Raw genomic sequence first — 21,148 nt, forward strand, 5'->3', positions numbered from 1 at the left:
GCGGCTTTCGGTGCTTTCGGTTACTCGCCGCGCCGGCGCGGCGGCTCGATGGTGCGCGTGCGTTGTCCGTCGACCTGTTCGATGCGTGTCAGGCCGAGCGCCACGCGCGCGTCGTGCAGATAGTTGTAGTGCTCGCGGCTCGCTTCGAGGCGCGTCGGATCGATGCGCGCCTGCACGATCGCTTCGTCGCGGCCGAGCTCCAGCACGGTGTCGCCGAACGGATCGACGAGCGCGGAAAGGCCGGCGAACGTGAGGTCGTCGTCGCCGCTGCCGCAGCGGTTCACCATCAGCGCGAACATCTGGTTCTCCATCGCGCGCGCGACGATCGCGCGGCGATGCACGGGGCCGAACGGGTCCATGTTGCCGTTCGTCACGATCAGCAGATCGGCGTCGAGCGTGCCGATCGCGCGTGCCGTTTCCGGAAACTCGATGTCGTAGCAGATCAGCAGCCCCACGGTCAGCCCGTTCCACACGCAGGTCGCGAAGCGCTCGCCCGGTGTGAACACGCCGACGTCGGACGCCCACAGGTGCGTCTTGCGATAGTGCAGCACGATGTCGCCGTGCTCGTCGACGAGCACCGTCGTGTTGTAGAAGCGCTCGCCGTCACGCTCGGCAAGGCCGACCGCGACCGCAACGCCCTTGCGCCGCGCCGCGTCGCGCACCGCCGACAATGCGGGGCCGTCGAGCGTCTGGGCGACGTCGGCGACGTTCTCGCGCGTCGGGAAACCCGACAGCGTCGTTTCGGGGAACACGATCAGCCGGGTGCCCGCCGCCGTATCGGCGCGCTCGATCGTGTCGAGCACCTTGCGCGTGTTGTGCGCGACGTCGGCGTCGACGAGCGTCAATTGCGCGAGTTCTACCTGCATCAAACCTTCTCCTTCCAATTGGCTTTCGTTGGCGCGTCTGGTGCGCCGCGCGGGCCGCATGCGCCGCGGCACAACGAACCGGAAGCGATTATCGGGGTATTATTTTTGACCTCAAATTCCCCGCCAGGGTTACCCCCACCGGAGCACACGATGGACTTCGAATGGCGAGATCTCGCCTTTCATCGGGAGATCGGCTCGGCCATCGAGGCGCTCGATGGCCCGCATTTCTGGGCGCGCCTCACGCGTGTCCTCGAGCGGCACGTCGCTTTCGACAACTGGGTCGCGCTGCTGTTCGCGCGCGATGCGGCGCCGCTGGTGCTCGCCGAACAGGCGCTGCCCGACGGCAAGATCGACCTGATGTTCCAGGACTATCTCGCCGCGCTCTATCAGCTCGATCCGTTCTATCTGGCCGCCTTCGAAACGCATGCGTCGGGCTTCTACACGCTCGCCGACGTCGCGCCTGACAACTTCCGTACGACCGAGTACTACCAGCGCTACTTCAAGAAGAACATCGTCGGCGACGAAGTGCATTTCAACGTCGTGATCGATCGCGACCACACGCTGGGATTCTCGCTCGGCAAGACGAGCAGGTACGACGAGCGCGAGACCGCGCTGCTGACGCTGTACACGCCGTGGGTGCTGTCGCTGATGCAGCAGCGCGTGCGCTTCGAAACGTTCGTCGCGACCGCCGCGCCTCGGGCGGCGCCGCACGCGGCGCCCGATCCGCATGCGCGCTTCGGGATGCTCACCGGAAAAAACGGGCGCGGCGCGCTGACCACGCGCGAGATCGAAGTCGCGATGCTGTCGTTGAGTGGATTTTCGTCGCGTGCAATCGCGGAGAAGCTGTCGATTTCGTTCGAGACCGTGCGGGCGCACAAGAAGCATATCTACGCGAAGCTCGGCGTCGGATCGCAATCCGAGCTGTTCGCGACGTTCTACGACCGCGAGCGCACGGGCGAGCGCGGTTGAGGTTCGTGGTGGCGCGATGTTGCGTGCGCTTTCCTTCTCCGGCGGCCGGTTCGATGCTGGCCGTCGCGCGGCTCGTCGATGGAATCGGTGCATGCGCCGAAGTGTTGCCATGACCGCGCCGCCGCCGTTCTCCGCCCTTCGACGCAAGACTGTTCGTCCACGGTGGGTGTTCGAACGCCGGCTCGACGCGCCTAGAGTGGCGTCCATCGATTCATCGGATCCATCGATCCGGTCGGCGCTGAAGTCGAGAACCCATCACCGGTCGATACGCTCACACGCTACTGCCGTCGCCGCGAACGCGCCGATTGCCGCTACGCTGCCGGCTGACCGGCAGCAGCGAGCATTGCACCGGATGCGCAACTTCGGTCGCGACGCCGCCTGCGGCGAACAACAGGATCATCAGCCAGCGCTTCATGCGTCCTCCACGACGGAAAGGCTCGCGCCGTTGGCGACGGTCGCGGGCAGCGCATACGGATCGACGCCGTCGAGGCAACCGAGATTGACGCGCCAGCATGCCGGATCCCGGCGCGTTTGATGGAACGGATAGACGCCGCAACGGCTGCAGAAATAATGGCGCGCCGTGTGCGTGTTGAAGCGGTAGAGCGTCAGCACGTCCTCGCCTTCGACGATCTTCAGGTCGGCCGCGGCGAACATCGGGCTCATCAGCGCGCCGCGGCGGCGGCACAGGCTGCAGTTGCAGCGAGCGGCCGGCTCGAGCGCGGTCCGCACCGCGAATTTCACCGCGCCGCAATGGCACGATCCGTTGAACCACGTGACACTCATGTCGCACTCCTCGTTCGATCACGTGTGCGTTATAGCGTGCGGCGGCCGACGCGTTGTATCTCACTGTATCCGCGCGGCGCGCCGATACATGACGTTGCAATTCGGCGCCCGGTGCGGGTGCCCCATGGCACGCGCCGCGCCGAGCGGCCGGTGTGATCAGTCCAGCGCGTGCTGCAACCGTGCGACGGCGTCGCGCGTCTCGCGCTCGAGCACCGCGACGAGTTCCGCCGCCGGCAACGGCCGGATCAGCGGCGCGGCCTGCCCGGCCCACTGCGCGCCGTAGCCGAATTCGCCGTTGGCCTTCGCGGCCGCATGCAGCGCCTTGCCCGCGTCGTACGCGATCGGATAGGCAGGCGTCGGCGGTGCGTGCGGATCGTCGCCGAGGGCGGTCAGCCGGTTCGCGATGCCGCGCGCGACGCGCCCCGAAATCGCCGTCGTGAAGGTCGTGCGGCGCGCCGCGTCGCCGACGATCGCGCGGCGATAGCCGTCGTCGATCGACGTCTCCGGACACGCGACGAACGCGGTGCCGAGCTGGGCGGCCTGCGCGCCGAGCGCGAGCACCGCGGCGATGCCTTCGCCGTCCATGATGCCGCCCGCCGCGATCACCGGCACCGCGCATTCGCGCACGAGCAGGCGCGTGAGCGCGAACGTGCCGAGCCCGTCATCGCGTTCGGTCGAGTCGAATACGCCGCGGTGCCCGCCGGCCTCGATGCCCTGCGCGACGATCGCGTCGATGCCGGCCGCGGCGATCTGCGCGGCTTCGTCGGGATGGGTCGCGGTGGCGAACAGCGTGATGCCCGCGCGCTTGAGCACGGCGATGGCTTCATCGGACGGCAAGCCGAAATGAAAGCTGACGACGGCCGGCTTTTCGTCGAGCAGCATCTCGAGCATCGCATCGTCGGCGACGAAGCTCGTGTAGATTTCGGCGAGCGATGCGGGCGGCGCCGCGCGCTGCTCGCGGAACGCCGGCGCGAGCCAGTCGAGCCACGCGCGTTCGACGGCGGCATCGGCGCGGGCCGGCTGGTGGCAGAACAGGTTGACGTTGAACGGCCGCTCGGTGAGCGCGCGCGTGTCGCGGATCATCTTGCGCGCGCCTTCGGCGTTCGTCGCGCCGACGCCGAGCGAGCCGAGCCCGCCCGCATTCGACACGGCGGCCGCCAGCGCCGGCGTGCCGACGCCGGCCATCGGCGCCTGGATGATCGGGATACGCACGCCGAGCGTGCGCAACAGCGTCCGGTTGTCGGTCGGTCGAATCATGTTCTTGTCTCCTGCGATGTCCTGGATCGGAGTGCTGCGGCGGGGTCGCGCTCGGCCGGATCGTCCGCGTGGTCCGGTGCGGCAGCGCGGTGCTCGTGTGCGCCTCGAAAAACGGTCGCGCGGCTATCCGCATCCGCGGCCGGCGAACGTCGGAGGCGACGGCCCGCGCCGGCGTGACGATGAACGCTTTCATCGCATCGATGCGGTCCATGTGGGCCGAGGTGGTGGGTGATGGATGCGTGATGGGCGGCGCCGTGCGTGCGATAGCCAGCGGGCAGTCTACCGCACGCTCGGTGCGGCCTGTGCGGTCGCGCCGCTTCATGAAATACTGCGGCGACGCGTCTTTCCGGAACGCCGCAATGACCGAACGATCCGCCGTGCCATGCTCCTGTCGCCGCGTCGCGCATCGCGCGCTGACGTGCGTCGCGCTGTGGCTGATCGCCGGTCCTGCCGCCGCTGCGTCGGGCGGCGACGCGTCCCGCACGCCGGCCGTGCCGCCCGAGCGAGCGCCGCTGCATATTCTGTTCGTCGGCGACAGCCTCACGCACGGCCGCTACGAACCGGTGCGTTCGTACGGTGCAATGGACGCGGGCGGCCGGGAAGTCGGCGGCACCGCGCGCGTCGTCGACGAGAACTTCGGGCAGACCGGCGCGCGAGCGGAACGCGAGCGCGGTCCGTGGGGCGGCATTCCGGGCATCTTCGCGCGCTTTGCCGCCGAAGCCGGGCTCGACTACGACGTTCACCTCGAGGCGATGTCTGCGACGAGTCTCGCGAAGCACGACCGTGTCGCATCGGACGTGATCGACCGCCCGACCTGGGACGCGGTCGTGCTGCAGGAGCTGAGCGCGAAGCCGTTGCCGTTTGCGCTCACGCACGCGGCCGCGAGCGATCCGGCCGGGTTCTGCGCGAGCGTCGCGCAGCTCGCGCGCGGCATCCGGGCGGTCGCGCCGCACGCGCGCGTCTATCTATATGAAACCTGGCCGCGTGCCGAGCTCGCGCGAGCGCTAGCCGGCGAGCCGGGCAGCGCTGGTTTTCATGGGCGCTACCTCGCCCGGCTGACCGAGCTCGTCGCCGCATATCGCGACGCATTCGCGCGTGCGCGCCGGAGCGACCCGGCAATCGTCGCGGTTGCGCCGGTCGGCCGCGCATGGCAGCGTGCCTGGGCCACCGGCGTCGCCGATCCCGACCCGTATGCGCGCTCCGGCGCGCCGCTGCTGTGGTACGGAATCCGCGCGGACAACGACCCGCCGATCTCGCGGCCCGACTATCTGCATCCGGGCGTGACCGGCGCCTATCTGAGCGCGCTCGTGCTGTTCCAGCAGATCGCTGGCGTCGATGTGCGCACGCTCGGCGCGCGCGAGCAAGCGGCTGCGCAGCTCGGCATTACACCGCAGCTCGCGCAACGGCTGCAGGCAGTGGCGTCGGATACGGTGCGGCAGGCACGGGCCGAAGCCGCCACCGGTGCATCGGCGGCGGCCGTCGACGACGATTCGTGCGCGTCGCAATGACGACGGCCCCGCTCGATGGCTCGATGCGGGGCCGTTGTTCACGTTGTTCAGGGTGTCGCCGCGCCCGGTGGTTCGGGCGGCGTGCTGCCGAATCGCCGGGGGAAATCTGAGCGACGGCCCGGGCCGCGATGGCGGGCGACCGCTCGATTTTCCGCGATCTACCCCATAACTTCGCTCAATAAGCCGACATCTCGGCGCAAGGATCGTACTTCGACGGCGAGCAGACGACCGAATACTTCGCGCTTTCGCGCATCAGCGCTTCGCCTTCGTGCAGTGCGATCTTGATTTCAGGATGACGCTCGTACGCGAGGAATGCCGAGCAGACGACTGCGGACAGCACGACGAGCGAGAACACGAATTTTTCGAGGGAATGGAAACGTTCGGGCATGGTTCGACCTTTCTTCTGGCCGCCGATTATATCTCGAATTAAGGGTTTTCCCTATATCCAGACCCGAATACGGATGATGGGTGCGACGAAGGGACGCGTGCCCGTAGCGCCCTTCGTCCCGTCATTGCCGCGCGGTCGCCGCGCTCGCGGAACTCCCTGGCCACGCCTTGCCGATCCGGTCGATCAGCGACTTGGCGGCGCCCGTCGCGATCGCCGCATCGACGCCCGAGGTTTGCCACGAACCGTCGGCGGCCTGCACGAACGTCAGGTTCGCGCGCGACGGCGCGTAATCGGTATTGCGCCACGTGACCACGACGTCGCAGGCATACGTGCGTTCGCCGGCCTTTCTGCAGTCGCCGTCGGGCTTCGCCGAGATCACGTCGGCCGACACCGGCAGCGGCTGGCCGAACAGCGCATTGAGGCCGCCGTGGTTTTCCGCTTCGAGCGCGCGGCGCACCGCGGCGTCGACGTCGGCGGCGCTCGGGCCATCGCGGAGCAGGTGGCAGGCGGCCAGCAGCGTGGCGCCGCAGCCGAGCATCAGGAGCGTGGGAAACTTCATCGGGGTCCGTGAGTCGAGGTCCGTCGGGGGCATGCGGCGCCGCGCGCGAGCGCATCGCCGAGCCGGTACGCCGCGTAGTCTGCAACGTCCGCGCATCGGGCACGGTGTCGATTTGTAACCAATTGCGCCGGTCGGGATGCCGACCGGCGTCGACGACAACGGCGGTCGCGCCCGGCGTCGGCACGATGGCCGCGATGGTCGGCCTGCGGCACGAGTTGTGACGACGCGGCGTTCGGGCGCCCGATCGCGCACGAACGCGCGCGCCGCGGGCACGGTCTGCACGGATCGCGGCGATCGGCTACAGTGGGCCTCTTTTCGGCGCGCCCCGCCCGCCTCTCGATGCGTTCGTCGCGTCCATGTCGCCGCGGCAAGGATGCGCGGCGGCCGGCCGGAGCGCGATTCTCAACGTTGACGAGCGAAACGCCATGCCCGATCTGTCCGCCTTCCCGATCACGAAAAAATGGCCGGCCCGGCACCCGGACCGCCTCCAGCTGTACTCGCTGCCCACGCCGAACGGCGTCAAGGTGTCGATCATGCTCGAGGAAACCGACCTGCCGTACGAGCCGCATCTCGTGCGCTTCGACACGAACGACCAGTTGTCGCCCGAGTTCCTGTCGCTGAACCCGAACAACAAGATTCCGGCGATCATCGATCCGAACGGCCCCGACGGCCGGCCGCTGGCGCTGTTCGAGTCCGGCGCGATCCTGCTCTATCTCGCCGACAAGACCGGCCAGCTGATCCCGAAGGACGCAGCGGGCCGCTACGAGACGATCCAGTGGGTGATGTTCCAGATGGGCGGCATCGGGCCGATGTTCGGCCAGGTCGGCTTCTTCCACAAATTCGCCGGCCGCGACTACGACGACAAGCGTCCGCGCGACCGTTACGTCGCCGAGTCCAAGCGCCTGCTCGGCGTACTCGACGCGCATCTCGCGAACCGCACGTGGATGATGGGCGATACGTACACGATCGCCGACATCGCGATCTTCCCGTGGGTGCGGAACCTGGTCGGTTTCTACGAGGCGGGCGACCTGGTCGGCTTCGGCGAATTCCGCCACGTCGCGCGCGCGCTCGACGCATTCGTCGCGCGGCCGGCCGTCGCGCGCGGGCTCAATATCCCGGCACGCGACTGACGCGCGGCACGGGCCGGCGCCGGCGGGAACCGCTGGCTGCCGGCTATTGCGCCTGCTGCCGCGTGCGGCGGGTGTTTGCGTGGCGGTTCGTGCATGGGTCGCGGTCGGTCATACACCTGCATACCTGCGCATCCGAGCACCTGCCGCCGCGTCGTATTCGGCCCCCGCTTTCCGACCGCTATTGCCCGTCGGACCCCGAATTTCCCTCCCCGAGTCCCGCCAGCAGCTTTTCCAGCAACGCCGCCAGCTGCGCCTGCTCCGCGTCCGACAACGCGGCGAGCATCGCGCGCTGGTTGTCGACGTGCGCGCCCACCGCTTCGTCGATCAGCGCACGGCCGGCGTCGGTCAGCGCGACGAGCGTGCCGCGGCCGTCGGCCGGATTCGGCCGGCGTTCGACCCAGCCGGCCTTCTGCAGGCGATCGATGCGCGCGGTCATGCCGCCCGACGACATCATCAACGCGTCGTACAGCGCCGTCGGCGTCAGCGCGAACGGCGCGCCGCTGCGCCGCAGCGTCGCCAGCACGTCGAATTCGCCCGGCAGAAGGCCGTAGCGCGCAAACAGCGGATTCAGCCCGTCGCGCGCGATCACGAGCGCGGCTTCCTGCAGCCGCCCCATCACCAGCATCGACGTTGCATCCAGATCCGGACGCTCGGCGCGCCATTGCGCGAGCGCATGCGCGGCTCGATCCATTAACCCTCCTCGGCTCGGCGGTTATCTTGACGTCGAGATAAATTGCCATTTATCTTGATGTCGAGACACTTTACCTGAAAACGCATCGCGCGCCGACGCACGCGCAGTGCACCACGCTCGAGGGCCGTTCGATGAATCGTTTCACTTCCCCCGGATGGCGGCTGGCCGCCATCGTCCTGGTCGGGCTGAACCTGCGCCCGGCGCTGGCCGCGATCGGCCCGTTGCTCGACATGATCCAGCGGGCGACCGGCATCGCCGACGGCGCGGCGAGCCTGTTGACCACGATCCCGATCCTGCTGATGGGCGCGGGCGCGCTCGGCGCGCGGTCGTTGCAGCGGGCCGTGGGCTGCGCGGCCGGCGTGTGGCTCGGCGTCGTGCTGATCGCGCTCGCATGCGCGTCGCGCATCGGCGCGCAGCACGCGTGGCTGCTGCTGGCGAGCGCGGGTTGCGCGGGGCTCGGCATCGCGATGGTGCAGGCGTTGCTGCCCGCGTTCGTGAAGACGCATTTCCCGACCCGGATCGGCGGCGCGATGGGCATCTATTCGACGTCGATCATGGGAGGCGCGGTGCTGGCGAGCGTGGTGGCGCCGCTCGCCGCCGCGCGCTGGGATTGGCCGATGGCGCTCGCGGGCTGGGCGCTGCCGGCCGCGGTTGCCGCGCTCGTTTGGCCGCTCGCCAGCCGTGGCGGCGACGTTCGCGGCGCCGCCACGGGTTTGCCGCACGCCGCGCAGTTGCAGCCGTCGCGCTCGCCGCGCGCGTGGCGGCTCGCGCTGTTCTTCGGGATCGCGACGGGCGCGTATACGCTCGTGCTCGCGTGGCTGCCGCCGTACTACATGCGGCTCGGCTGGTCGCCGACGGCAGCCGGCAGTCTGCTCGGCGGCGTGACGCTTGCGGAAGTCGTCGCGGGGCTCGCGGTGTCGGCGACGATCGATCGGTTGCCCGATCGGCGTCCGGCGCTGTACGCGGCGATCGCGGCGCTGCTCGCGGGGCTGCTCGTGATGCTCGCCGCGCCGCTCACGCTGGCGCTGCCGGCCGCGCTGCTGCTCGGCGCGGGCATCGGCGCGCTGTTTCCGCTGTCGCTGATCGTGACCGTCGACCATGCGCCGACGCCGGCCGACGCGGCAGCGCTGACCGGCTTCGTGCAGGGGATCGGCTATCTGATCGCCGCGCTGTTTCCGTTCGCGGCCGGCGTCGTGCGCGAGCATCTGGCCGATCTGTCGCCCGCGTGGGTCGCGATGGCGTGCCTTTGCGTCGTGCTGTTCGCGCTCGCGGCCGGTTTTGCGCCGCAGGTCGCGCGGCGCGTCGCGCGTGCGTGATGCGCGTCAGGCGCTCGCTTGCCGCGCCGTTCCTGCACCGCGGCGGCGCCACTGTGATGCAGCGCGGCGTGCGAAGCTCAATTGAGCGGTTCGCAAAACGACACCCGGTCGCGCAATTCGCGGCCGGCGGCTACCGGGTCCTGCCCGGCCGGCAACGTGACCGACACCGACGTGCGCTGGGTCGCACTCCGCGGCTTGAGCCCTGGCCAATGCGTCTCCTTCCAGGTCGCGATCCAGTCGAGCTCGCCGCGCCGCGCACCGGGCACGAAGCGCAGCCGCAGCGTCCCGTCGAAGTCCTCGCTGCAATGCGGCGCATGCTTGTACTCGCGCTCCGAGAAACACGCACGAATCGTCTTACTGCAGCTGAACGGCAGCGTCGCGATCCGTGGCTGGCTCGCATGCGCGCCGTTCGGCAGCAACTCGACGAAGTCCGCGTCTTGCCAGCTACCGCCGCCGCCCGAATACATCTCGGACCAACCGGCGAGCACCGCGACCGCGACGCGATCGCCGCCGAGCGGATACAGCGCCGGATAGATATCGAGCGGCGGCGCGGTGCCGTCGCCGAGTTCGCGCTCGGCCGGCGCGTAATCGGAGAAATCCCAGCGCTGCAGCACCTTCCAGCCTGCCGCGTAGGCGAGCTTCAGCAATTGCGGGCCCGGCAGGATCGCGTAGTAGTCGGCCGGCCCGTCGCCTTTGATGCGATACAGCGACGGCTTCGCATCGGCATCGGCGTCGCACTTCGCCGAAACGAGCGCGCATAGGTTGCGCTGCCAGTCACGATCGGGCGCCGCGGTTTTCGCGACTTCGACGAACGGCACCGCACGGGCTTCGTCCGACGGCGCAGCGGCAAGCACGGGCGCGGCGGCGATTACGGTGACGAGCGCGGCTGCAAGCTCGGTCGCAAAACGTACGACGCGCGGCCGGATTCGGATGCTCATGTCAGGTTGTCCCGTGGCCGGCCGGTCGCGACGCCCGCCCCGCGCGTTGCCGCGCGGCGGCTCACCGCGTGCTCGCATAGAGCGTCGAGTCGGCGAATCCGTGCGCGTCGAGCACGCGGCCGATCAGGATCAGCGCGGTGCGCTCGATGGCCGTGCGGTCGACCTTCGCGACGATGTCGGCCAGCGTGCCGGTCACGCGCTCCTCGTCGGGCCAGCTCGCGCGATAGATCACCGCGACCGGGCAATCGGGCCCGTAGTGCGGCAGCACTTCGTCGACGATGCGCGCGAGGTGACGCACGCCCAGATGGATCGCGAGCGTCGCGCGATGCGCGGCGAGCGCGCCGAGCGCTTCGCCTTCCGGCATCGTCGTCTTGCCCGCGAAGCGCGTGAGGATCACCGTCTGCGCGACGCCGGGCAGCGTCAGCTCGACGCCGAGCGTCGCCGCGCACGCGGCCGTGGCCGTCACGCCCGGCACGATTTGATACGGGATCCCGAGCGCGTCGAGCCGGCGGATCTGCTCGCCGATCGCGCCGTACAACGACGGATCGCCCGAATGCACGCGCGCGACGTCCTGCCCTTTCGCATGCGCGTCGGCGAGCAATGCGACGATCGCGTCGAGATCGAGGTCGGCGGTATTGACGACCTGCTCCGCGCGATGGCCGTCGAGCACGGCGGGCGGCACGAGCGAGCCTGCGTACAGGATCACCGGGCACGTGCGCACGAGGCGCTGGCCCTTCACCGTGATCAGCTCCGGGTCGCCGGGGCCCGCGCCGATGAAATACACCGTCATCGAAAATTCTCCGTCAATTCATTGAGTGGCCGCGCGCGGCCGGATCGAGTGCGTCGAGCAGCGCGGCGGCCGAGTCGAAGGTGCGATCGGCGGCGGGCAGCGGCGGACGTTCGAGCATCACGACGGGCAGCCGGCGCTCGCGGGCGACGTCGAGCTTCGCCTCGGTCGCGGCGCCGCCGCTGTTCTTGCTGACGACGACGTCGATCCCGGCGAGCGCGAACAGCGCGCGTTCGCCTTCGAGCGTGTACGGCCCGCGCGCGGCGACGATCTGCGCGCGCGCATTGCCCGGATGCGGATCGAGACAGCGCACCACCCAGAACTGGTGCGGCGGGATCGCGTCGAGGTGCGCGAGCGGCTCGCGGCCGAGCGTGAACAGCGGCCGCCGAAACGGCGCGAGCGCCGCCTCGATGCCGGCCCAGTCGCCGACCATGCGCCAGTCGTCGCCCGGCTGGGGCGTCCACGGTGCGCGGCGCAGCGCCCACAGCGGCACGTGCGCGTCGCGCGCGGCGGCGGCCGCGTTCGCGCTGATTTGCGCGGCATACGGATGCGTCGCGTCGATCACGAGCCCGATGCCGGCATCGCGCAGATACGCGGCGAGCCCGGCCGCGCCGCCGAAGCCGCCGACCCGCACCGCGCAGCGCAGATCGTCGGGCACCTTGCCGAGGCCCGCGAGGCTGTACACGTGTCGCGGGCCGAGGGCGCGCGCGATCTTCAACGCGTCGCCGGTGCCGCCGAGCAGCAGGATGCGCGCGCTCATCGCGCACTCCCGACGAAGCGCCCTTGCCGGTCGATCGCGAACATCTCGACCGCGACCGAGGCTGGCACGATGTCGCGCGCGACGCGCAGCGCATGTGCGCAGACGATGTCGCCGAGCGGCACGCCGTCGGCGAGCGCGAGCTTCAGCGCTTCCTGGCTCGTGTTGGCCGCGCGCATCGCGGCCTGCAGCGCGTCGCTCGCGCCGGCGTCGGCCGCCCACTGCGCGAGCAGCGGCAGGTCGATGCTCGAATGGCGGCTGTGCAGGTCGAGATGGCCGGCCGCGAGCTTGCTGAGCTTGCCGAAACCGCCGCACATCGACACGCGCGCGAGCGGCGCCCGGCGCAGATGCTTGAGCACCGCGCCCGCGAAATCGCCCATCTCGATCAGCGCGATGTCGGGCAGCCCGTAGTGCGCGCGCATCGCGTCCTCGCTCGCGTTGCCGGTGCACGCGGCGATGTGCGCGATGCCGTTCGCGCGCGCGACGTCGATGCCCTGATGGATCGATGCGATGTACGCCGCACAGGAGAACGGCCGCACGATGCCGGTCGTGCCGAGGATCGACAGGCCGCCGACGATGCCGAGCCGCGGGTTCATCGTCTTCAGTGCGAGCGCCTCGCCGCCCTCGACGCCGATCGTCACGTCGAATCCGCCCGTATAGCCGTGCTCGGCCGCGAGCGCGTCGAGGTGCGTCGTCATCATCTGGCGCGGCACCGGGTTGATCGCCGGCTCGCCGATCGGCAGCGTGAGCCCCGCGCGCGTCACCGTGCCGACGCCCGGCCCCGCATGGAAGCGCACGCCCGGCGCGGCCGACAGCGCGACGCGCGCAAACACCAGCGCGCCGTGCGTGACGTCGGGATCGTCGCCGGCGTCCTTGATCGTGCCGGCTTCGGCGCCGGCCGCCGTGGTCCGGCAGAATTCGAGCCGCATCATCACGCGCTGGCCCTTCGGCAACACGATCTCGACCGCATCGTCGGCACGGCCGCCGAGCAGCAGGCGCGCGGCCGCGAGCGACGTCGCGGTGGCGCAGCTGCCGGTCGTGTAGCCGAACCGCAGCGGCGCCGGCTGTTCGGGCGTTTCGTCGCGCATCATGCAGCGCCCGCGTCGGGCTTGCGCACGTCGTACAGCGTGACCGGCAGCGGCTGCCGCCACGTGTCGAAGCGGCCGAGCGGCTCGGCATGCGCGAGCGACACGCGCATGAGCGAGCCGCCGTGTGCGTCGCGCCACGCGGCGAGCGCGAGCTCGCCCTGCAGCGTCACCGCGTTCGCGACGAGCCGCCCGCCCGGCTTCAGCGCGGCCCAGCACGCGTCGAGCACGCCGGCCCCAGTCGCGCCGCCGCCGATGAAGATCGCGTCGGGCGGCGCCAGCCCCATGAGCGCAGCGGGCGCGCGCCCGGCGACGAGTTGCAGGCCCGGCACGCCGAGCGCGTCGCGGTTGTGTTCGATGTAACGCTGCCGTTCCGCGTGCGACTCGATCGCGATGGCGTGACACGACGGATGCGCCCGCATCCATTCGATGCCGATCGAGCCGCTGCCCGCGCCCACGTCCCACAGCAGCTCGCCCGGCGCGGGCGCGAGACGCCCGAGCGTCAGCGCGCGCATGTCGCGCTTGGTGAGCTGGCCGTCGTGCCGGTATGCGTCGTCGGGCAGGCCCGGCGTGAGCGCGCGGCGCGGCGCATCGGCGCCGGCCACGCAGTCGAGCGCGACGAGATTGAGCGCCGCGGTTTCGTCGATCCGCCAGTCGTGCGCGAGGCCGTCGATGCGCCGCTCCAGCGGGCCGCCGAGGTGCTCGAACACGCTGATGCGGGTCGGCCCGAAGCCGCGCGCCGTCAGTTCGGCGGCGACCGTGGCCGGTGTGCGGCCGTCCGCGCTCAACACGAACAGGCGCCGGCCCGGCAGCAGGTGGCGCGCGAGTGTCGCGAGCGGCCGGCCGACGAGCGACACGGCGCCGACGTCCTGCAACGCCCAGCCGAGGCGCGCGGCCGCAAGCGACAGCGACGACGGCGCGGGCAGCACGCGCCATTCGTCGGCGCCCAGCTCACGCGCGAGCGTCGCGCCGACGCCGAACAGCATCGGGTCGCCGCTCGCGAGCACGCAGACGGGCGCGCCGCGCGTCGCGAGCAGGCCCGACAGATCGAACGGCGACGGCCACGCTTCGCGGGCGGCCGTCAGCCGCGCCGGCAGCATGTCGAGGTGCCGCCGCGCGCCGATGATCCGCGTCGCGTCGAGCAGCGCGCGCCGCGCGCTGCGCCCGAGCCCCGCGTAGCCGTCGTCGCCGATGCCCACTACCGTCAGCCACGCCGTCATCCATCCTTCCCCATCGTCCGGTTCCATCGAGTCGCCGCGCGCGGCGCACACGCGCGCGCCGGTGCGGCGATCCGCATTGCGAAAGACGGCATGGTAGCGTGTTCCACCGCGCGTTTCCATCCGCCGGCCGCGGCGCCGCGCAGCGTTTTCGCGTCGGCTCATGCCGCCGTTCGGCGGTCGCGAAGCGGCGGTGAAATCGGGTATCCTACGGCCGTTCGTTCGCCGGTGCCCTTCGGGGCCGAAGAGGGAACACAGGGCGCGCCGCGCCGCTGTGGCTGCCCCCGCAACTGTAGACAGCGAGCCGCGCTCCGCCACATGCCACTGGTTTCACCGGGAAGGCCGGGAGCCGGCGCCGACCTGTCAGCCAGGAGACCTGCCGGCCAGAAAGTGCGTGCGTGCCAGTCGGCGTCGGGCGGGGTGTACCGATGCGTTGGCCGCGGCGCCACACTGCCCGCTATCCCGTTGAGTTCCGCCCCCGATTCGAATCCTGCGTTGCCCGTCGTGCGCCCGTCGGCGTGCCCGGGGCTCATGCGCGTCGTCGCGGCCGCAGACGGCGGCCTGTGCCGGATCAAGCTGCCCGGCGGCCGGCTCGCGGCCGCGCAGGCACGCGCGATCGCCGACGCCGCGCGAAGGTACGGCTCCGGCCTGATCGACGCGACCAACCGCGCGAACCTGCAACTGCGCGGCATTCGCGACGGCGCGGCCGCGCCGCTCGCCGGCGCCCTGCTCGACGCGGGCCTCGGCCCGAACTCGGCCGCGTACTCCGGTGCGCGCTCCGGCGCGGATGCGGTCGGTGCAAGCGACGCCGACGACGCCCGCGCCGCGCTCGCCGCGAGCGACGACGTGCGCAACCTGCTGCTGAGCCCGCTCGCCGGGCTCGATCGCGCCGCGCTCGTCGACAGCCGCGCGCTCGCGCGCCCGCTGCTCGACATGCTGACGCACGAGCCGCGCCGCGGTGAGCTGTCGCCGAAATTCTCGATCCAGCTGGACGGCGGCGAAGCGGTCGCGGCGCTCGATCATCCGCACGACATCTGGCTCGCCGCATGGCGGCGCGACGACGGCGCGCCGCGCATCGCCGCGGGCCTCGCCGGCTGTCCGCCGGTCGCGCCCGGCGACCGGCCCGCATCGTTCGACGTCGCGCCGCACCAGGCCGTCGAACTGGTGCGCGCGTTGCTGCTCGCGTTCCTCGATCTGGCACCGGCCGGCGTCACGCGCATGCGGGTGCTGCTCGCCGACGGCGGCGAACGCGCGCTGGTCGCGCGCGCGCAGCACTACGCGCCGTTCCCGCTCGCGGCCGATCCGGCGCTCGCCGGCTGGCGGCGTCCACCGGCCGACGCCGCGCTGCGCTTCGGCGCACGGCCGACGCGCGACGCCGATCGCTGCAGCGCCGGCGCGCAGTTCGTGCTCGGCCGGCTCGATGCCGCGCTGCTGGAGCGGCTCGCCGCGCTGGCCGACGCCGACGGCGACGGCACGCTGTCGATGACGCCGTGGCAAGGCGTCTTCGTGCACGGCGTGCGCGTCGCCCGCGCGCACGCCGTGCTGGCCACGCTCGCGGCGCTGGGCCTCGTCTGCACACCGCTCGACCCGCTCGCGACGCTGGTCGCGTGCACCGGCAGCGCGGGCTGCGCGAAGGCGCGCGCGGATACCAAACGTGATGCGCTCGCGCTCGCCGCACGCGTCGGCCGGCCGCTCGACGTGCATCTGAGCGGCTGCGAGCGCCATTGCGCGCTGCCGCATCCCGCGGCCTACACGCTGATCGCGGTGGCGCCCGCACGCTACGACCTTTACCGGCGCGATACGACCGTGGGCCCCGGCGCCCCGCTCGCGCGCCATCTGACGATTGACCAGGCCGCGGCCCGACTGACGGGCGCGCGGCACAGCCAGGACACCACCGATGCTTGACTACATTCGCGACGGGCAGGAGATCTACCGCCAGTCGTTCGCGACGATCCGCGCCGAGGCCGATCTGACGCGGATTCCGCCCGATCTCGAGAAACTCGCGGTGCGCGTGATCCACGCGTGCGGGATGATCGACATCGTGTACGACCTGCGTTTTTCCGCGGGCGCGGGCCACGCGGGCCGCAGCGCGCTCGCGGCCGGCGCGCCGATCCTGTGCGACGCGAAAATGGTCGCCGAAGGCATCACGCGCGCGCGGCTGCCGGCCGGCAATCGCGTGATCTGCACGCTCGGCGAGCCGGAAGTGCCCGCGCTCGCACGCGAGCTCGGCAACACGCGCTCGGCCGCGGCGCTCGAATTGTGGCGCCCGCATCTGGCCGGCAGCGTGGTCGTGATCGGCAACGCGCCGACCGCGCTGTTTCATCTGCTCGACATGCTCGACGCCGGCGCGCCGCGCCCGGCGCTGATCCTCGGCTTTCCGGTCGGCTTCATCGGCGCGGCCGAATCGAAGGCGCTGCTCGACGCCGACAGCCGCGGCGTGCCGTACGTCGCGCTGCTCGGCCGGCGCGGCGGCAGCGCGATGGCCGCGGCCGCCGTCAACGCGCTGGCCACGGAGGCCGAATGACGGCCGCGCGCGGACGGCTGTTCGGCGTCGGCGTCGGCCCCGGCGACCCGGAACTGATGACCATCAAGGCGTTGCGGGTGCTGCAGGCCGCGCCGGTGGTCGCGTATTTCGTCGCGAAGGGCAAGAAAGGCAACGCGTACGGGATCGTCGAAGCCCACCTGCTCGACACGCAGACGCAGCTGCCGCTCGTCTATCCGGTGACGACCGAGGCGTTGCCGCCGCCGCTCTGCTACGAGACCGTGATCGCCGACTTCTACGACACGGCCGCCGCGATCGTCGCGTCGCATCTCGACGCGGGGCGCGACGTCGCGGTGATCTGCGAAGGCGATCCGTTCTTCTACGGGTCGTACATGTACCTGCACGATCGCCTCGCGCCGCGCTACGACACCGAAGTGATTCCCGGCGTGTGCGCGATGCTCGGCGGCACGGCCGTGCTCGGCCAGCCGCTCGTGTATCGCAACCAGAGCCTGTCGGTGCTGTCCGGCGTGCTGCCCGAGCACGAACTGCGCACGCGGCTCGCGCAGGCCGACGCGGCCGTCGTGATGAAGCTCGGCCGCAACTTCGACAAGGTGCGGCGCGTGCTCGACGAACTCGGCCTCGCGAAGCGTGCGCTGTACGTCGAGCGCGCGACGATGGCCACGCAGCGGATCGTGCCGCTCGACGACGTCGATCCGATGGCGTCGCCGTATTTCTCGCTGCTCGTCGTGCCGGGGGAAAAATGGCAAGGATGACGACTCCGCCCGCGATCGTGATCCTCGGCGCGGGCGCGCTCGACACCGCGCGGCGCATCCAGGCGCGTTATCCGGGCGCGCGCGTGCACGGGCTCGCGTCGCGCGTCGACGCGGACGTGCCGTTCGACGAGCTCGGCGCGCAGCTGCGCGAACTCTATGCGCGCGGCGCGCCGATCGTCGCGCTGTGCGCGGCGGGCATCGTGATCCGCTGCATCGCGCCCGCGCTCGCCGACAAGGGCGTCGAGCCACCGGTGCTCGCGGTCGCGGAAGACGGATCGGCCGTCGTGCCGTTGCTCGGCGGGCTGACCGGCGTCAACGCGATCGCACGCGAAATCGCGGACGCCCTCGGCGTCGCGCCGGCGATCACGACGAGCGGCGAGTTGCGCTTCGGCGCGTGCGTGCTCAATCCGCCGGACGGCTACGCGCTCGCCGATCTGCAGCAAGGCAAGCGCTTCGTGTCCGACCTGCTCGCCGGGGCCGCCACGCGCATCGACGGCGCGGCGCCGTGGCTCGACGACGTCGCGCTGCCGCGCGACGCCGCCGCCGCGCATGCGATCCGCGTGACGGCGGATGCGTGGCGCGGCGCACGCGACGAACTGGTGATTCATCCGCGCAGCGTGGTGGTCGGCGTCGATGCGCAGGGCGCGCGGGCCGACGCTGCGGTGTCGTGCGGCGAGCAAGCCGATCCGTTGCTCGCGCAGCGCATCGGCGCGTTGCTCGATGCGCACGGCCTCGCGCGGCAGGCGCTGGCGGCACTCGTCGCGCCCGCGACGTTGCTCGGCGATGCGCGGCTCGACGCGGCGGCGCACGCACTCGGCGTGCCGCTGCGTTTCGCCGATGTCGAAGCCAGTATCGATGCCGATGCCGCCGCGCTGCTCGGCCGCACCTTGCGCGTCGCTCACACGCTGCGCGGCGCGTCCGGCGGCCTCGCGTGCGCCGTGGCGGCGCAGCCGGTCGATCCCGCCACGCTCGGTCGCGCGCGCGGCCGGCTGACGGTCCTCGGGCTCGGCCCGGGCGACGCCGCCTGGCTCACGCCGGCCGCGCGCGCGGCGCTGGCGGACGCCACCGACATCCTCGGCTACACGACCTACGTGACGATGGCCGGGCCGTTCCGGGTGGACCAGCGCGTGCACGGCACCGACAATCGCGAGGAAATGCAGCGCGCGCGCCATGCGTTCGAACTGGCGGCCGAGGGCCGGCGCGTCGCGGTCGTGTCGTCGGGCGACCCCGGCGTGTTCGCGATGGCCGCGGCCGTGCTCGAAGCGCTCGACGAAGCACGCGACCCGCAATGGGCGGCCGTCGAGCTGCGCATCGAACCCGGCGTGTCGGCGTCGCTCGCGACCGCCGCGCAGGCCGGCGCGCCGCTCGGCCACGACTTCTGCGCGATCTCGCTGTCGGACAACCTGAAGCCGTGGGAGGTGATCGAGACGCGCCTGCGGCACGCGGCGCAAGCCGATCTGGTGATGGCGTTCTACAACCCGATCTCGCGTGCGCGGCCGTGGCAGCTCGATCGCGCGCTCGACGCGGTGCGCGCGCATCGCGCCGCCGATACGGTCGTCGTGCTCGGGCGCGACATCGGCCGGCCCGGCGCGACGCTCGTGACGACGACGCTCGGCGCGCTGCGCAGCGATCAGGTGGACATGCGCACGATGGTGATCGTCGGCTCGTCGACGACCCGGCGATTCGCGATCGGCGACGGACGCGAGTGGGTGTATACGCCGCGCTGGTATCGCTGAGCGCTGCGTCGGTTGCGGCGATCGCGGCGATCGCCGCGCATCGCGGGCCCCCGGCCCGCGCGCTCAGCCCTGCGGGATCGTGTCCGGGCGCACGTACGCGAGCATGTGCGGCACGTAGTCGGCCTTGCCGAGATCGACGCCGTGATGGCGCAGGATCGCGTACGCCGCAACTGCATGAAAGTAGAACTGCGGCAGCGCCCAGTCGCGCGCGTACTGCTCGCCCGTCATGTCGAACGCGGTGCCGTTCGGCAGTTGCAGCGAGATCGGCCGTGTCGCGCCGCCATCGAGCGCGTCGGGCGCGAGCTCGCCGAGAAACGCGATCGTGCCGGCGACGATGCCCTGCGCATCGCTCAGCGTGCCCGGTTGCGCGTCCGCCTGCCAGCCGGCTTCGCGCAACGCGAGCAGCGCGTCGGGCAGCGCTTCGCCGCGCAGCCGGTACACCGGCTCCATCGCCTGAAAGCACGAGAAGCGCACCTGCGCGGCGAGCGGATACATGTCGGGCGCGAGCTTCAGCGTCAGCAGCGCATCGCCCGCGTCGCCCGCGGCCCGCCGCTGCGCGAGCGCCTTGTCGAGCCACGCGGATTGCGCGCGCAGCATCTGGGTGAAGGTGGGAACGAGCAGTTGGGTCAGTGACATCCAGGTCCTCCTATCGGTCGTTCATGCCGCGACCTCGGCGTCGCGGCGAATCGGTCGCCTGCTGCGGCCGCCGCTTCGGCACGCGCGACGTCACGGCTTGCCGTGGCGCGCGACGAAGCGGTCGAGCTGCGACGCGAAGGCGTTCGCATCGCGCGCGCTGAACGGCGCGGGGCCGCCCGTATCGATGCCCGCGCTGCGCAGCTGTTCCATCATCGCGCGCGTCGACAGGCGCTCGTCGATGTTCTCGCGGCTGAACCAGTTGCCGCGCGGGTCGAGCGGATGCGCGCCCTTGTCGAGCAAGGCGGCGGCGAGCGGAATGTCGGCCGTCACGACCAGATCGCCCGGCTGCGCGAGCTCGACGATGCGCGCGTCGGCCTCGTCGAAACCGGCCGGCACCTGCAGCGCCTTGATATGCGGCGACGGCGGCGTGCGCAGGAACTGGTTCGCGACCAGCGTCACGCAGATCCCGGTGCGGCGCGCGACGCGAAACAGCATGTCCTTGATGACGGCGGGACACGCGTCGGCGTCGACGAAGATTTGCATGGCTGGCGTTCCGGTGAGCTGAAACGGCGATCATAGCGCAGCGCCGCCGCTCGGCAGCACTCACCGCAGGCGCGCTCAGCCGCCCGCCTGCGCATGCAGCGTCGCCGCGGCCAGCCACTGCGCGCCCCACGCGTCGGCGAGCCGTCTGCCCTGCCCGATCGCGACCGCCGCGCGATCGAAGTCGACGAACACGACATGATCGGCGGCAGCCGGTCGCGGCGGCGTTTCGCGCGTGCGCCCGTCGGACAGCACCCACAGCCAGCGTTGCTTGCCGGGGGCGCGGCGCGCGTCGCGGGCCAGCAGTTGCGACGCGGCCGCGATGCCGTCCGCGAGCGGCGTGCCGCCGCCGCCGTCCACCGGCTCGAGCCAGCGCGCATTCCACCAGCGCGGCACGGCCGGCCCGAAGCGCCGCGCGACGCCGTTGCCGCCGAAGCAGATCAGCGCGGTTTCCATGCGGCGGCGCGCCGCGTCGTCGAAGTACGCGACGATCAGCCCTTTCGCGAGCGCGAGGCGCTCGTGCGACAGCATCGACGCCGAGCAGTCGAGCACGAAGCAATGCAGCGCAAGCGGCGTGCCCGCCCGTTTGCGGAACCGCAGATGCGCGGCATGCAGCGGCTCGCCACGCTTCGCGGCGAGCGTCGCCGGCCAGGCGAGCGCCGTGCCGGCAGGGGCCGCGCCGGGCACGCGCGCGGCGGCGCCCGGCTGCCATCGAGGACCGCGAACGACG

Annotated in this window: 23 protein-coding genes and 1 riboswitch; of the genes, 8 read left to right on the forward strand and 15 right to left on the reverse strand. The window is 71.5% G+C overall.

What is annotated here, in order from left to right; genetic code table 11:
• Positions 1-20: 20 nt before the first annotated feature.
• Positions 21-866, reverse strand: a complete 846-nt coding sequence (locus tag MBR110_RS09685) for a carbon-nitrogen hydrolase family protein (protein WP_014723049.1) — start codon at positions 864-866, stop codon at positions 21-23.
• A gap of 150 nt (positions 867-1,016) precedes the next feature.
• Between MBR110_RS09685 and MBR110_RS09690 the strand changes: the two genes are divergently transcribed.
• Positions 1,017-1,835 (forward strand): response regulator transcription factor, encoded by an 819-nt coding sequence (locus MBR110_RS09690; RefSeq protein ID WP_011884874.1) that lies wholly within the window; start codon positions 1,017-1,019, stop codon positions 1,833-1,835.
• A gap of 271 nt (positions 1,836-2,106) precedes the next feature.
• Here the strand turns inward: MBR110_RS09690 and MBR110_RS09695 are convergent, their stop codons facing one another.
• The 3 genes from MBR110_RS09695 to MBR110_RS09705 all read right to left on the reverse strand — a co-directional run bounded on the left by MBR110_RS09695 (position 2,107) and on the right by MBR110_RS09705 (position 3,875).
• The gene (locus MBR110_RS09695; RefSeq protein WP_014723047.1) at positions 2,107-2,250 is read right to left on the reverse strand and encodes a hypothetical protein; all 144 of its coding nucleotides are present in this window, start codon (positions 2,248-2,250) and stop codon (positions 2,107-2,109) included.
• Complete coding sequence (locus MBR110_RS09700; protein WP_014723046.1) at positions 2,247-2,618, reverse strand: GFA family protein; 372 nt, start codon at positions 2,616-2,618, stop codon at positions 2,247-2,249. Before MBR110_RS09700 ends, MBR110_RS09695 begins: the two co-directional genes overlap by 4 nt.
• Before the next feature lie 156 nt (positions 2,619-2,774).
• The gene (locus tag MBR110_RS09705; RefSeq protein WP_014723045.1) at positions 2,775-3,875 is read right to left on the reverse strand and encodes an NAD(P)H-dependent flavin oxidoreductase; all 1,101 of its coding nucleotides are present in this window, start codon (positions 3,873-3,875) and stop codon (positions 2,775-2,777) included.
• A 359-nt stretch (positions 3,876-4,234) separates the two neighbouring features.
• Here MBR110_RS09705 and MBR110_RS09710 point away from each other — a divergent pair, with 359 nt between their 5' ends.
• Positions 4,235-5,383, forward strand: coding sequence for a hypothetical protein (locus tag MBR110_RS09710; protein WP_059734195.1), 1,149 nt, complete (start codon positions 4,235-4,237; stop codon positions 5,381-5,383).
• A 175-nt stretch (positions 5,384-5,558) separates the two neighbouring features.
• Here the strand turns inward: MBR110_RS09710 and MBR110_RS09715 are convergent, their stop codons facing one another.
• Complete coding sequence (locus tag MBR110_RS09715) at positions 5,559-5,771, reverse strand: hypothetical protein (RefSeq protein WP_011884867.1); 213 nt, start codon at positions 5,769-5,771, stop codon at positions 5,559-5,561.
• A 121-nt stretch (positions 5,772-5,892) separates the two neighbouring features.
• Positions 5,893-6,330 (reverse strand): hypothetical protein, encoded by a 438-nt coding sequence (locus MBR110_RS09720; protein WP_034193134.1) that lies wholly within the window; start codon positions 6,328-6,330, stop codon positions 5,893-5,895.
• A 425-nt stretch (positions 6,331-6,755) separates the two neighbouring features.
• Between MBR110_RS09720 and MBR110_RS09725 the strand changes: the two genes are divergently transcribed.
• Positions 6,756-7,460: a glutathione S-transferase N-terminal domain-containing protein gene (locus MBR110_RS09725; protein WP_014723040.1), complete on the forward strand. Its 705-nt coding sequence runs from the start codon at positions 6,756-6,758 to the stop codon at positions 7,458-7,460.
• Positions 7,461-7,638: 178 nt separating this feature from the next.
• Here MBR110_RS09725 and MBR110_RS09730 read toward each other — a convergent pair whose 3' ends face one another.
• Positions 7,639-8,151 carry a MarR family winged helix-turn-helix transcriptional regulator gene (locus tag MBR110_RS09730; RefSeq protein ID WP_059562691.1) on the reverse strand — a complete coding sequence of 171 codons (513 nt, stop codon included), beginning with the start codon at positions 8,149-8,151 and terminating at the stop codon, positions 7,639-7,641.
• A gap of 131 nt (positions 8,152-8,282) precedes the next feature.
• Between MBR110_RS09730 and MBR110_RS09735 the strand changes: the two genes are divergently transcribed.
• On the forward strand, positions 8,283-9,467 hold the full coding sequence (locus MBR110_RS09735; RefSeq protein ID WP_045579108.1) for an MFS transporter: 1,185 nt from the start codon (positions 8,283-8,285) through the stop codon (positions 9,465-9,467).
• A gap of 77 nt (positions 9,468-9,544) precedes the next feature.
• Here MBR110_RS09735 and MBR110_RS09740 read toward each other — a convergent pair whose 3' ends face one another.
• From MBR110_RS09740 to MBR110_RS09760, 5 genes are all read right to left on the reverse strand, one after another.
• Positions 9,545-10,405 carry a hypothetical protein gene (locus tag MBR110_RS09740; RefSeq protein WP_059562694.1) on the reverse strand — a complete coding sequence of 287 codons (861 nt, stop codon included), beginning with the start codon at positions 10,403-10,405 and terminating at the stop codon, positions 9,545-9,547.
• Between the two features lie 61 nt (positions 10,406-10,466).
• A complete protein-coding gene (gene cobM / locus MBR110_RS09745) occupies positions 10,467-11,195 on the reverse strand; it encodes a precorrin-4 C(11)-methyltransferase (RefSeq protein WP_011884853.1) in 729 nt (242 codons plus the stop codon).
• Positions 11,196-11,208: 13 nt separating this feature from the next.
• Entirely contained in the window at positions 11,209-11,952 is a 744-nt protein-coding gene (locus MBR110_RS09750; protein WP_045579111.1) for a cobalt-precorrin-6A reductase, read from the reverse strand.
• Positions 11,949-13,037 (reverse strand): cobalt-precorrin-5B (C(1))-methyltransferase, encoded by a 1,089-nt coding sequence (locus MBR110_RS09755; protein ID WP_011884849.1) that lies wholly within the window; start codon positions 13,035-13,037, stop codon positions 11,949-11,951. The genes MBR110_RS09750 and MBR110_RS09755 overlap by 4 nt, the downstream gene beginning before the upstream one ends.
• Positions 13,037-14,254, reverse strand: a complete 1,218-nt coding sequence (locus MBR110_RS09760; protein WP_059562751.1) for a bifunctional cobalt-precorrin-7 (C(5))-methyltransferase/cobalt-precorrin-6B (C(15))-methyltransferase — start codon at positions 14,252-14,254, stop codon at positions 13,037-13,039. The genes MBR110_RS09755 and MBR110_RS09760 overlap by 1 nt, the downstream gene beginning before the upstream one ends.
• Positions 14,255-14,460: 206 nt before the next feature.
• Positions 14,461-14,649: riboswitch (cobalamin riboswitch) on the forward strand.
• Between the two features lie 106 nt (positions 14,650-14,755).
• Here MBR110_RS09760 and cobG point away from each other — a divergent pair.
• Genes cobG through cobJ form a run of 4 tightly spaced genes read left to right on the forward strand, consistent with a single transcriptional unit; the run spans position 14,756 to position 19,242 of the window.
• On the forward strand, positions 14,756-16,156 hold the full coding sequence (gene cobG, locus MBR110_RS09765; RefSeq protein WP_081054206.1) for a precorrin-3B synthase: 1,401 nt from the start codon (positions 14,756-14,758) through the stop codon (positions 16,154-16,156).
• On the forward strand, positions 16,149-16,775 hold the full coding sequence (locus MBR110_RS09770; protein ID WP_014723034.1) for a precorrin-8X methylmutase: 627 nt from the start codon (positions 16,149-16,151) through the stop codon (positions 16,773-16,775). Before cobG ends, MBR110_RS09770 begins: the two co-directional genes overlap by 8 nt.
• Complete coding sequence (locus MBR110_RS09775) at positions 16,772-17,506, forward strand: precorrin-2 C(20)-methyltransferase (protein WP_011884842.1); 735 nt, start codon at positions 16,772-16,774, stop codon at positions 17,504-17,506. Before MBR110_RS09770 ends, MBR110_RS09775 begins: the two co-directional genes overlap by 4 nt.
• On the forward strand, positions 17,503-19,242 hold the full coding sequence (gene cobJ, locus MBR110_RS09780) for a precorrin-3B C(17)-methyltransferase (RefSeq protein WP_181709045.1): 1,740 nt from the start codon (positions 17,503-17,505) through the stop codon (positions 19,240-19,242). Before MBR110_RS09775 ends, cobJ begins: the two co-directional genes overlap by 4 nt.
• Before the next feature lie 63 nt (positions 19,243-19,305).
• On the opposite strand, the gene MBR110_RS09785 is transcribed toward cobJ, so the two are convergent.
• The 3 genes from MBR110_RS09785 to MBR110_RS09795 all read right to left on the reverse strand — a co-directional run bounded on the left by MBR110_RS09785 (position 19,306) and on the right by MBR110_RS09795 (position 21,105).
• The gene (locus MBR110_RS09785; protein WP_034193128.1) at positions 19,306-19,878 is read right to left on the reverse strand and encodes a DUF1993 domain-containing protein; all 573 of its coding nucleotides are present in this window, start codon (positions 19,876-19,878) and stop codon (positions 19,306-19,308) included.
• 90 nt (positions 19,879-19,968) lie between these two features.
• Positions 19,969-20,421: a YaiI/YqxD family protein gene (locus MBR110_RS09790; protein ID WP_011884836.1), complete on the reverse strand. Its 453-nt coding sequence runs from the start codon at positions 20,419-20,421 to the stop codon at positions 19,969-19,971.
• 75 nt (positions 20,422-20,496) lie between these two features.
• Positions 20,497-21,105 carry a vWA domain-containing protein gene (locus MBR110_RS09795; protein ID WP_059461745.1) on the reverse strand — a complete coding sequence of 203 codons (609 nt, stop codon included), beginning with the start codon at positions 21,103-21,105 and terminating at the stop codon, positions 20,497-20,499.
• Positions 21,106-21,148 lie beyond the last annotated feature (43 nt).

The organism is Burkholderia sp. MBR-1 (assembly GCF_013822785.1).
In the GTDB taxonomy this organism is placed as follows: domain Bacteria; phylum Pseudomonadota; class Gammaproteobacteria; order Burkholderiales; family Burkholderiaceae; genus Burkholderia; species Burkholderia vietnamiensis.

What these genes read in the sequence shown, in the direction of transcription:
- cobM (WP_011884853.1), bottom strand. Translation starts at nt 11,195, where the DNA reads ATGACGGTGTATTTCATCGGCGCGGGCCCCGGCGACCCGGAGCTGATC.
- MBR110_RS09685 (WP_014723049.1), bottom strand. Translation starts at nt 866, where the DNA reads ATGCAGGTAGAACTCGCGCAATTGACGCTCGTCGACGCCGACGTCGCG.
- MBR110_RS09730 (WP_059562691.1), bottom strand. Translation starts at nt 8,151, where the DNA reads ATGGATCGAGCCGCGCATGCGCTCGCGCAATGGCGCGCCGAGCGTCCG.
- MBR110_RS09735 (WP_045579108.1), top strand. Translation starts at nt 8,283, where the DNA reads ATGAATCGTTTCACTTCCCCCGGATGGCGGCTGGCCGCCATCGTCCTG.
- MBR110_RS09700 (WP_014723046.1), bottom strand. Translation starts at nt 2,618, where the DNA reads ATGAGTGTCACGTGGTTCAACGGATCGTGCCATTGCGGCGCGGTGAAA.
- MBR110_RS09695 (WP_014723047.1), bottom strand. Translation starts at nt 2,250, where the DNA reads ATGAAGCGCTGGCTGATGATCCTGTTGTTCGCCGCAGGCGGCGTCGCG.
- MBR110_RS09705 (WP_014723045.1), bottom strand. Translation starts at nt 3,875, where the DNA reads ATGATTCGACCGACCGACAACCGGACGCTGTTGCGCACGCTCGGCGTG.
- MBR110_RS09785 (WP_034193128.1), bottom strand. Translation starts at nt 19,878, where the DNA reads ATGTCACTGACCCAACTGCTCGTTCCCACCTTCACCCAGATGCTGCGC.
- MBR110_RS09755 (WP_011884849.1), bottom strand. Translation starts at nt 13,037, where the DNA reads ATGCGCGACGAAACGCCCGAACAGCCGGCGCCGCTGCGGTTCGGCTAC.
- MBR110_RS09690 (WP_011884874.1), top strand. Translation starts at nt 1,017, where the DNA reads ATGGACTTCGAATGGCGAGATCTCGCCTTTCATCGGGAGATCGGCTCG.
- MBR110_RS09760 (WP_059562751.1), bottom strand. Translation starts at nt 14,254, where the DNA reads ATGACGGCGTGGCTGACGGTAGTGGGCATCGGCGACGACGGCTACGCG.
- MBR110_RS09790 (WP_011884836.1), bottom strand. Translation starts at nt 20,421, where the DNA reads ATGCAAATCTTCGTCGACGCCGACGCGTGTCCCGCCGTCATCAAGGAC.
- MBR110_RS09710 (WP_059734195.1), top strand. Translation starts at nt 4,235, where the DNA reads ATGACCGAACGATCCGCCGTGCCATGCTCCTGTCGCCGCGTCGCGCAT.
- MBR110_RS09770 (WP_014723034.1), top strand. Translation starts at nt 16,149, where the DNA reads ATGCTTGACTACATTCGCGACGGGCAGGAGATCTACCGCCAGTCGTTC.
- MBR110_RS09715 (WP_011884867.1), bottom strand. Translation starts at nt 5,771, where the DNA reads ATGCCCGAACGTTTCCATTCCCTCGAAAAATTCGTGTTCTCGCTCGTC.
- MBR110_RS09775 (WP_011884842.1), top strand. Translation starts at nt 16,772, where the DNA reads ATGACGGCCGCGCGCGGACGGCTGTTCGGCGTCGGCGTCGGCCCCGGC.
- MBR110_RS09740 (WP_059562694.1), bottom strand. Translation starts at nt 10,405, where the DNA reads ATGAGCATCCGAATCCGGCCGCGCGTCGTACGTTTTGCGACCGAGCTT.
- cobJ (WP_181709045.1), top strand. Translation starts at nt 17,503, where the DNA reads ATGACGACTCCGCCCGCGATCGTGATCCTCGGCGCGGGCGCGCTCGAC.
- MBR110_RS09725 (WP_014723040.1), top strand. Translation starts at nt 6,756, where the DNA reads ATGCCCGATCTGTCCGCCTTCCCGATCACGAAAAAATGGCCGGCCCGG.
- MBR110_RS09720 (WP_034193134.1), bottom strand. Translation starts at nt 6,330, where the DNA reads ATGAAGTTTCCCACGCTCCTGATGCTCGGCTGCGGCGCCACGCTGCTG.
- MBR110_RS09750 (WP_045579111.1), bottom strand. Translation starts at nt 11,952, where the DNA reads ATGAGCGCGCGCATCCTGCTGCTCGGCGGCACCGGCGACGCGTTGAAG.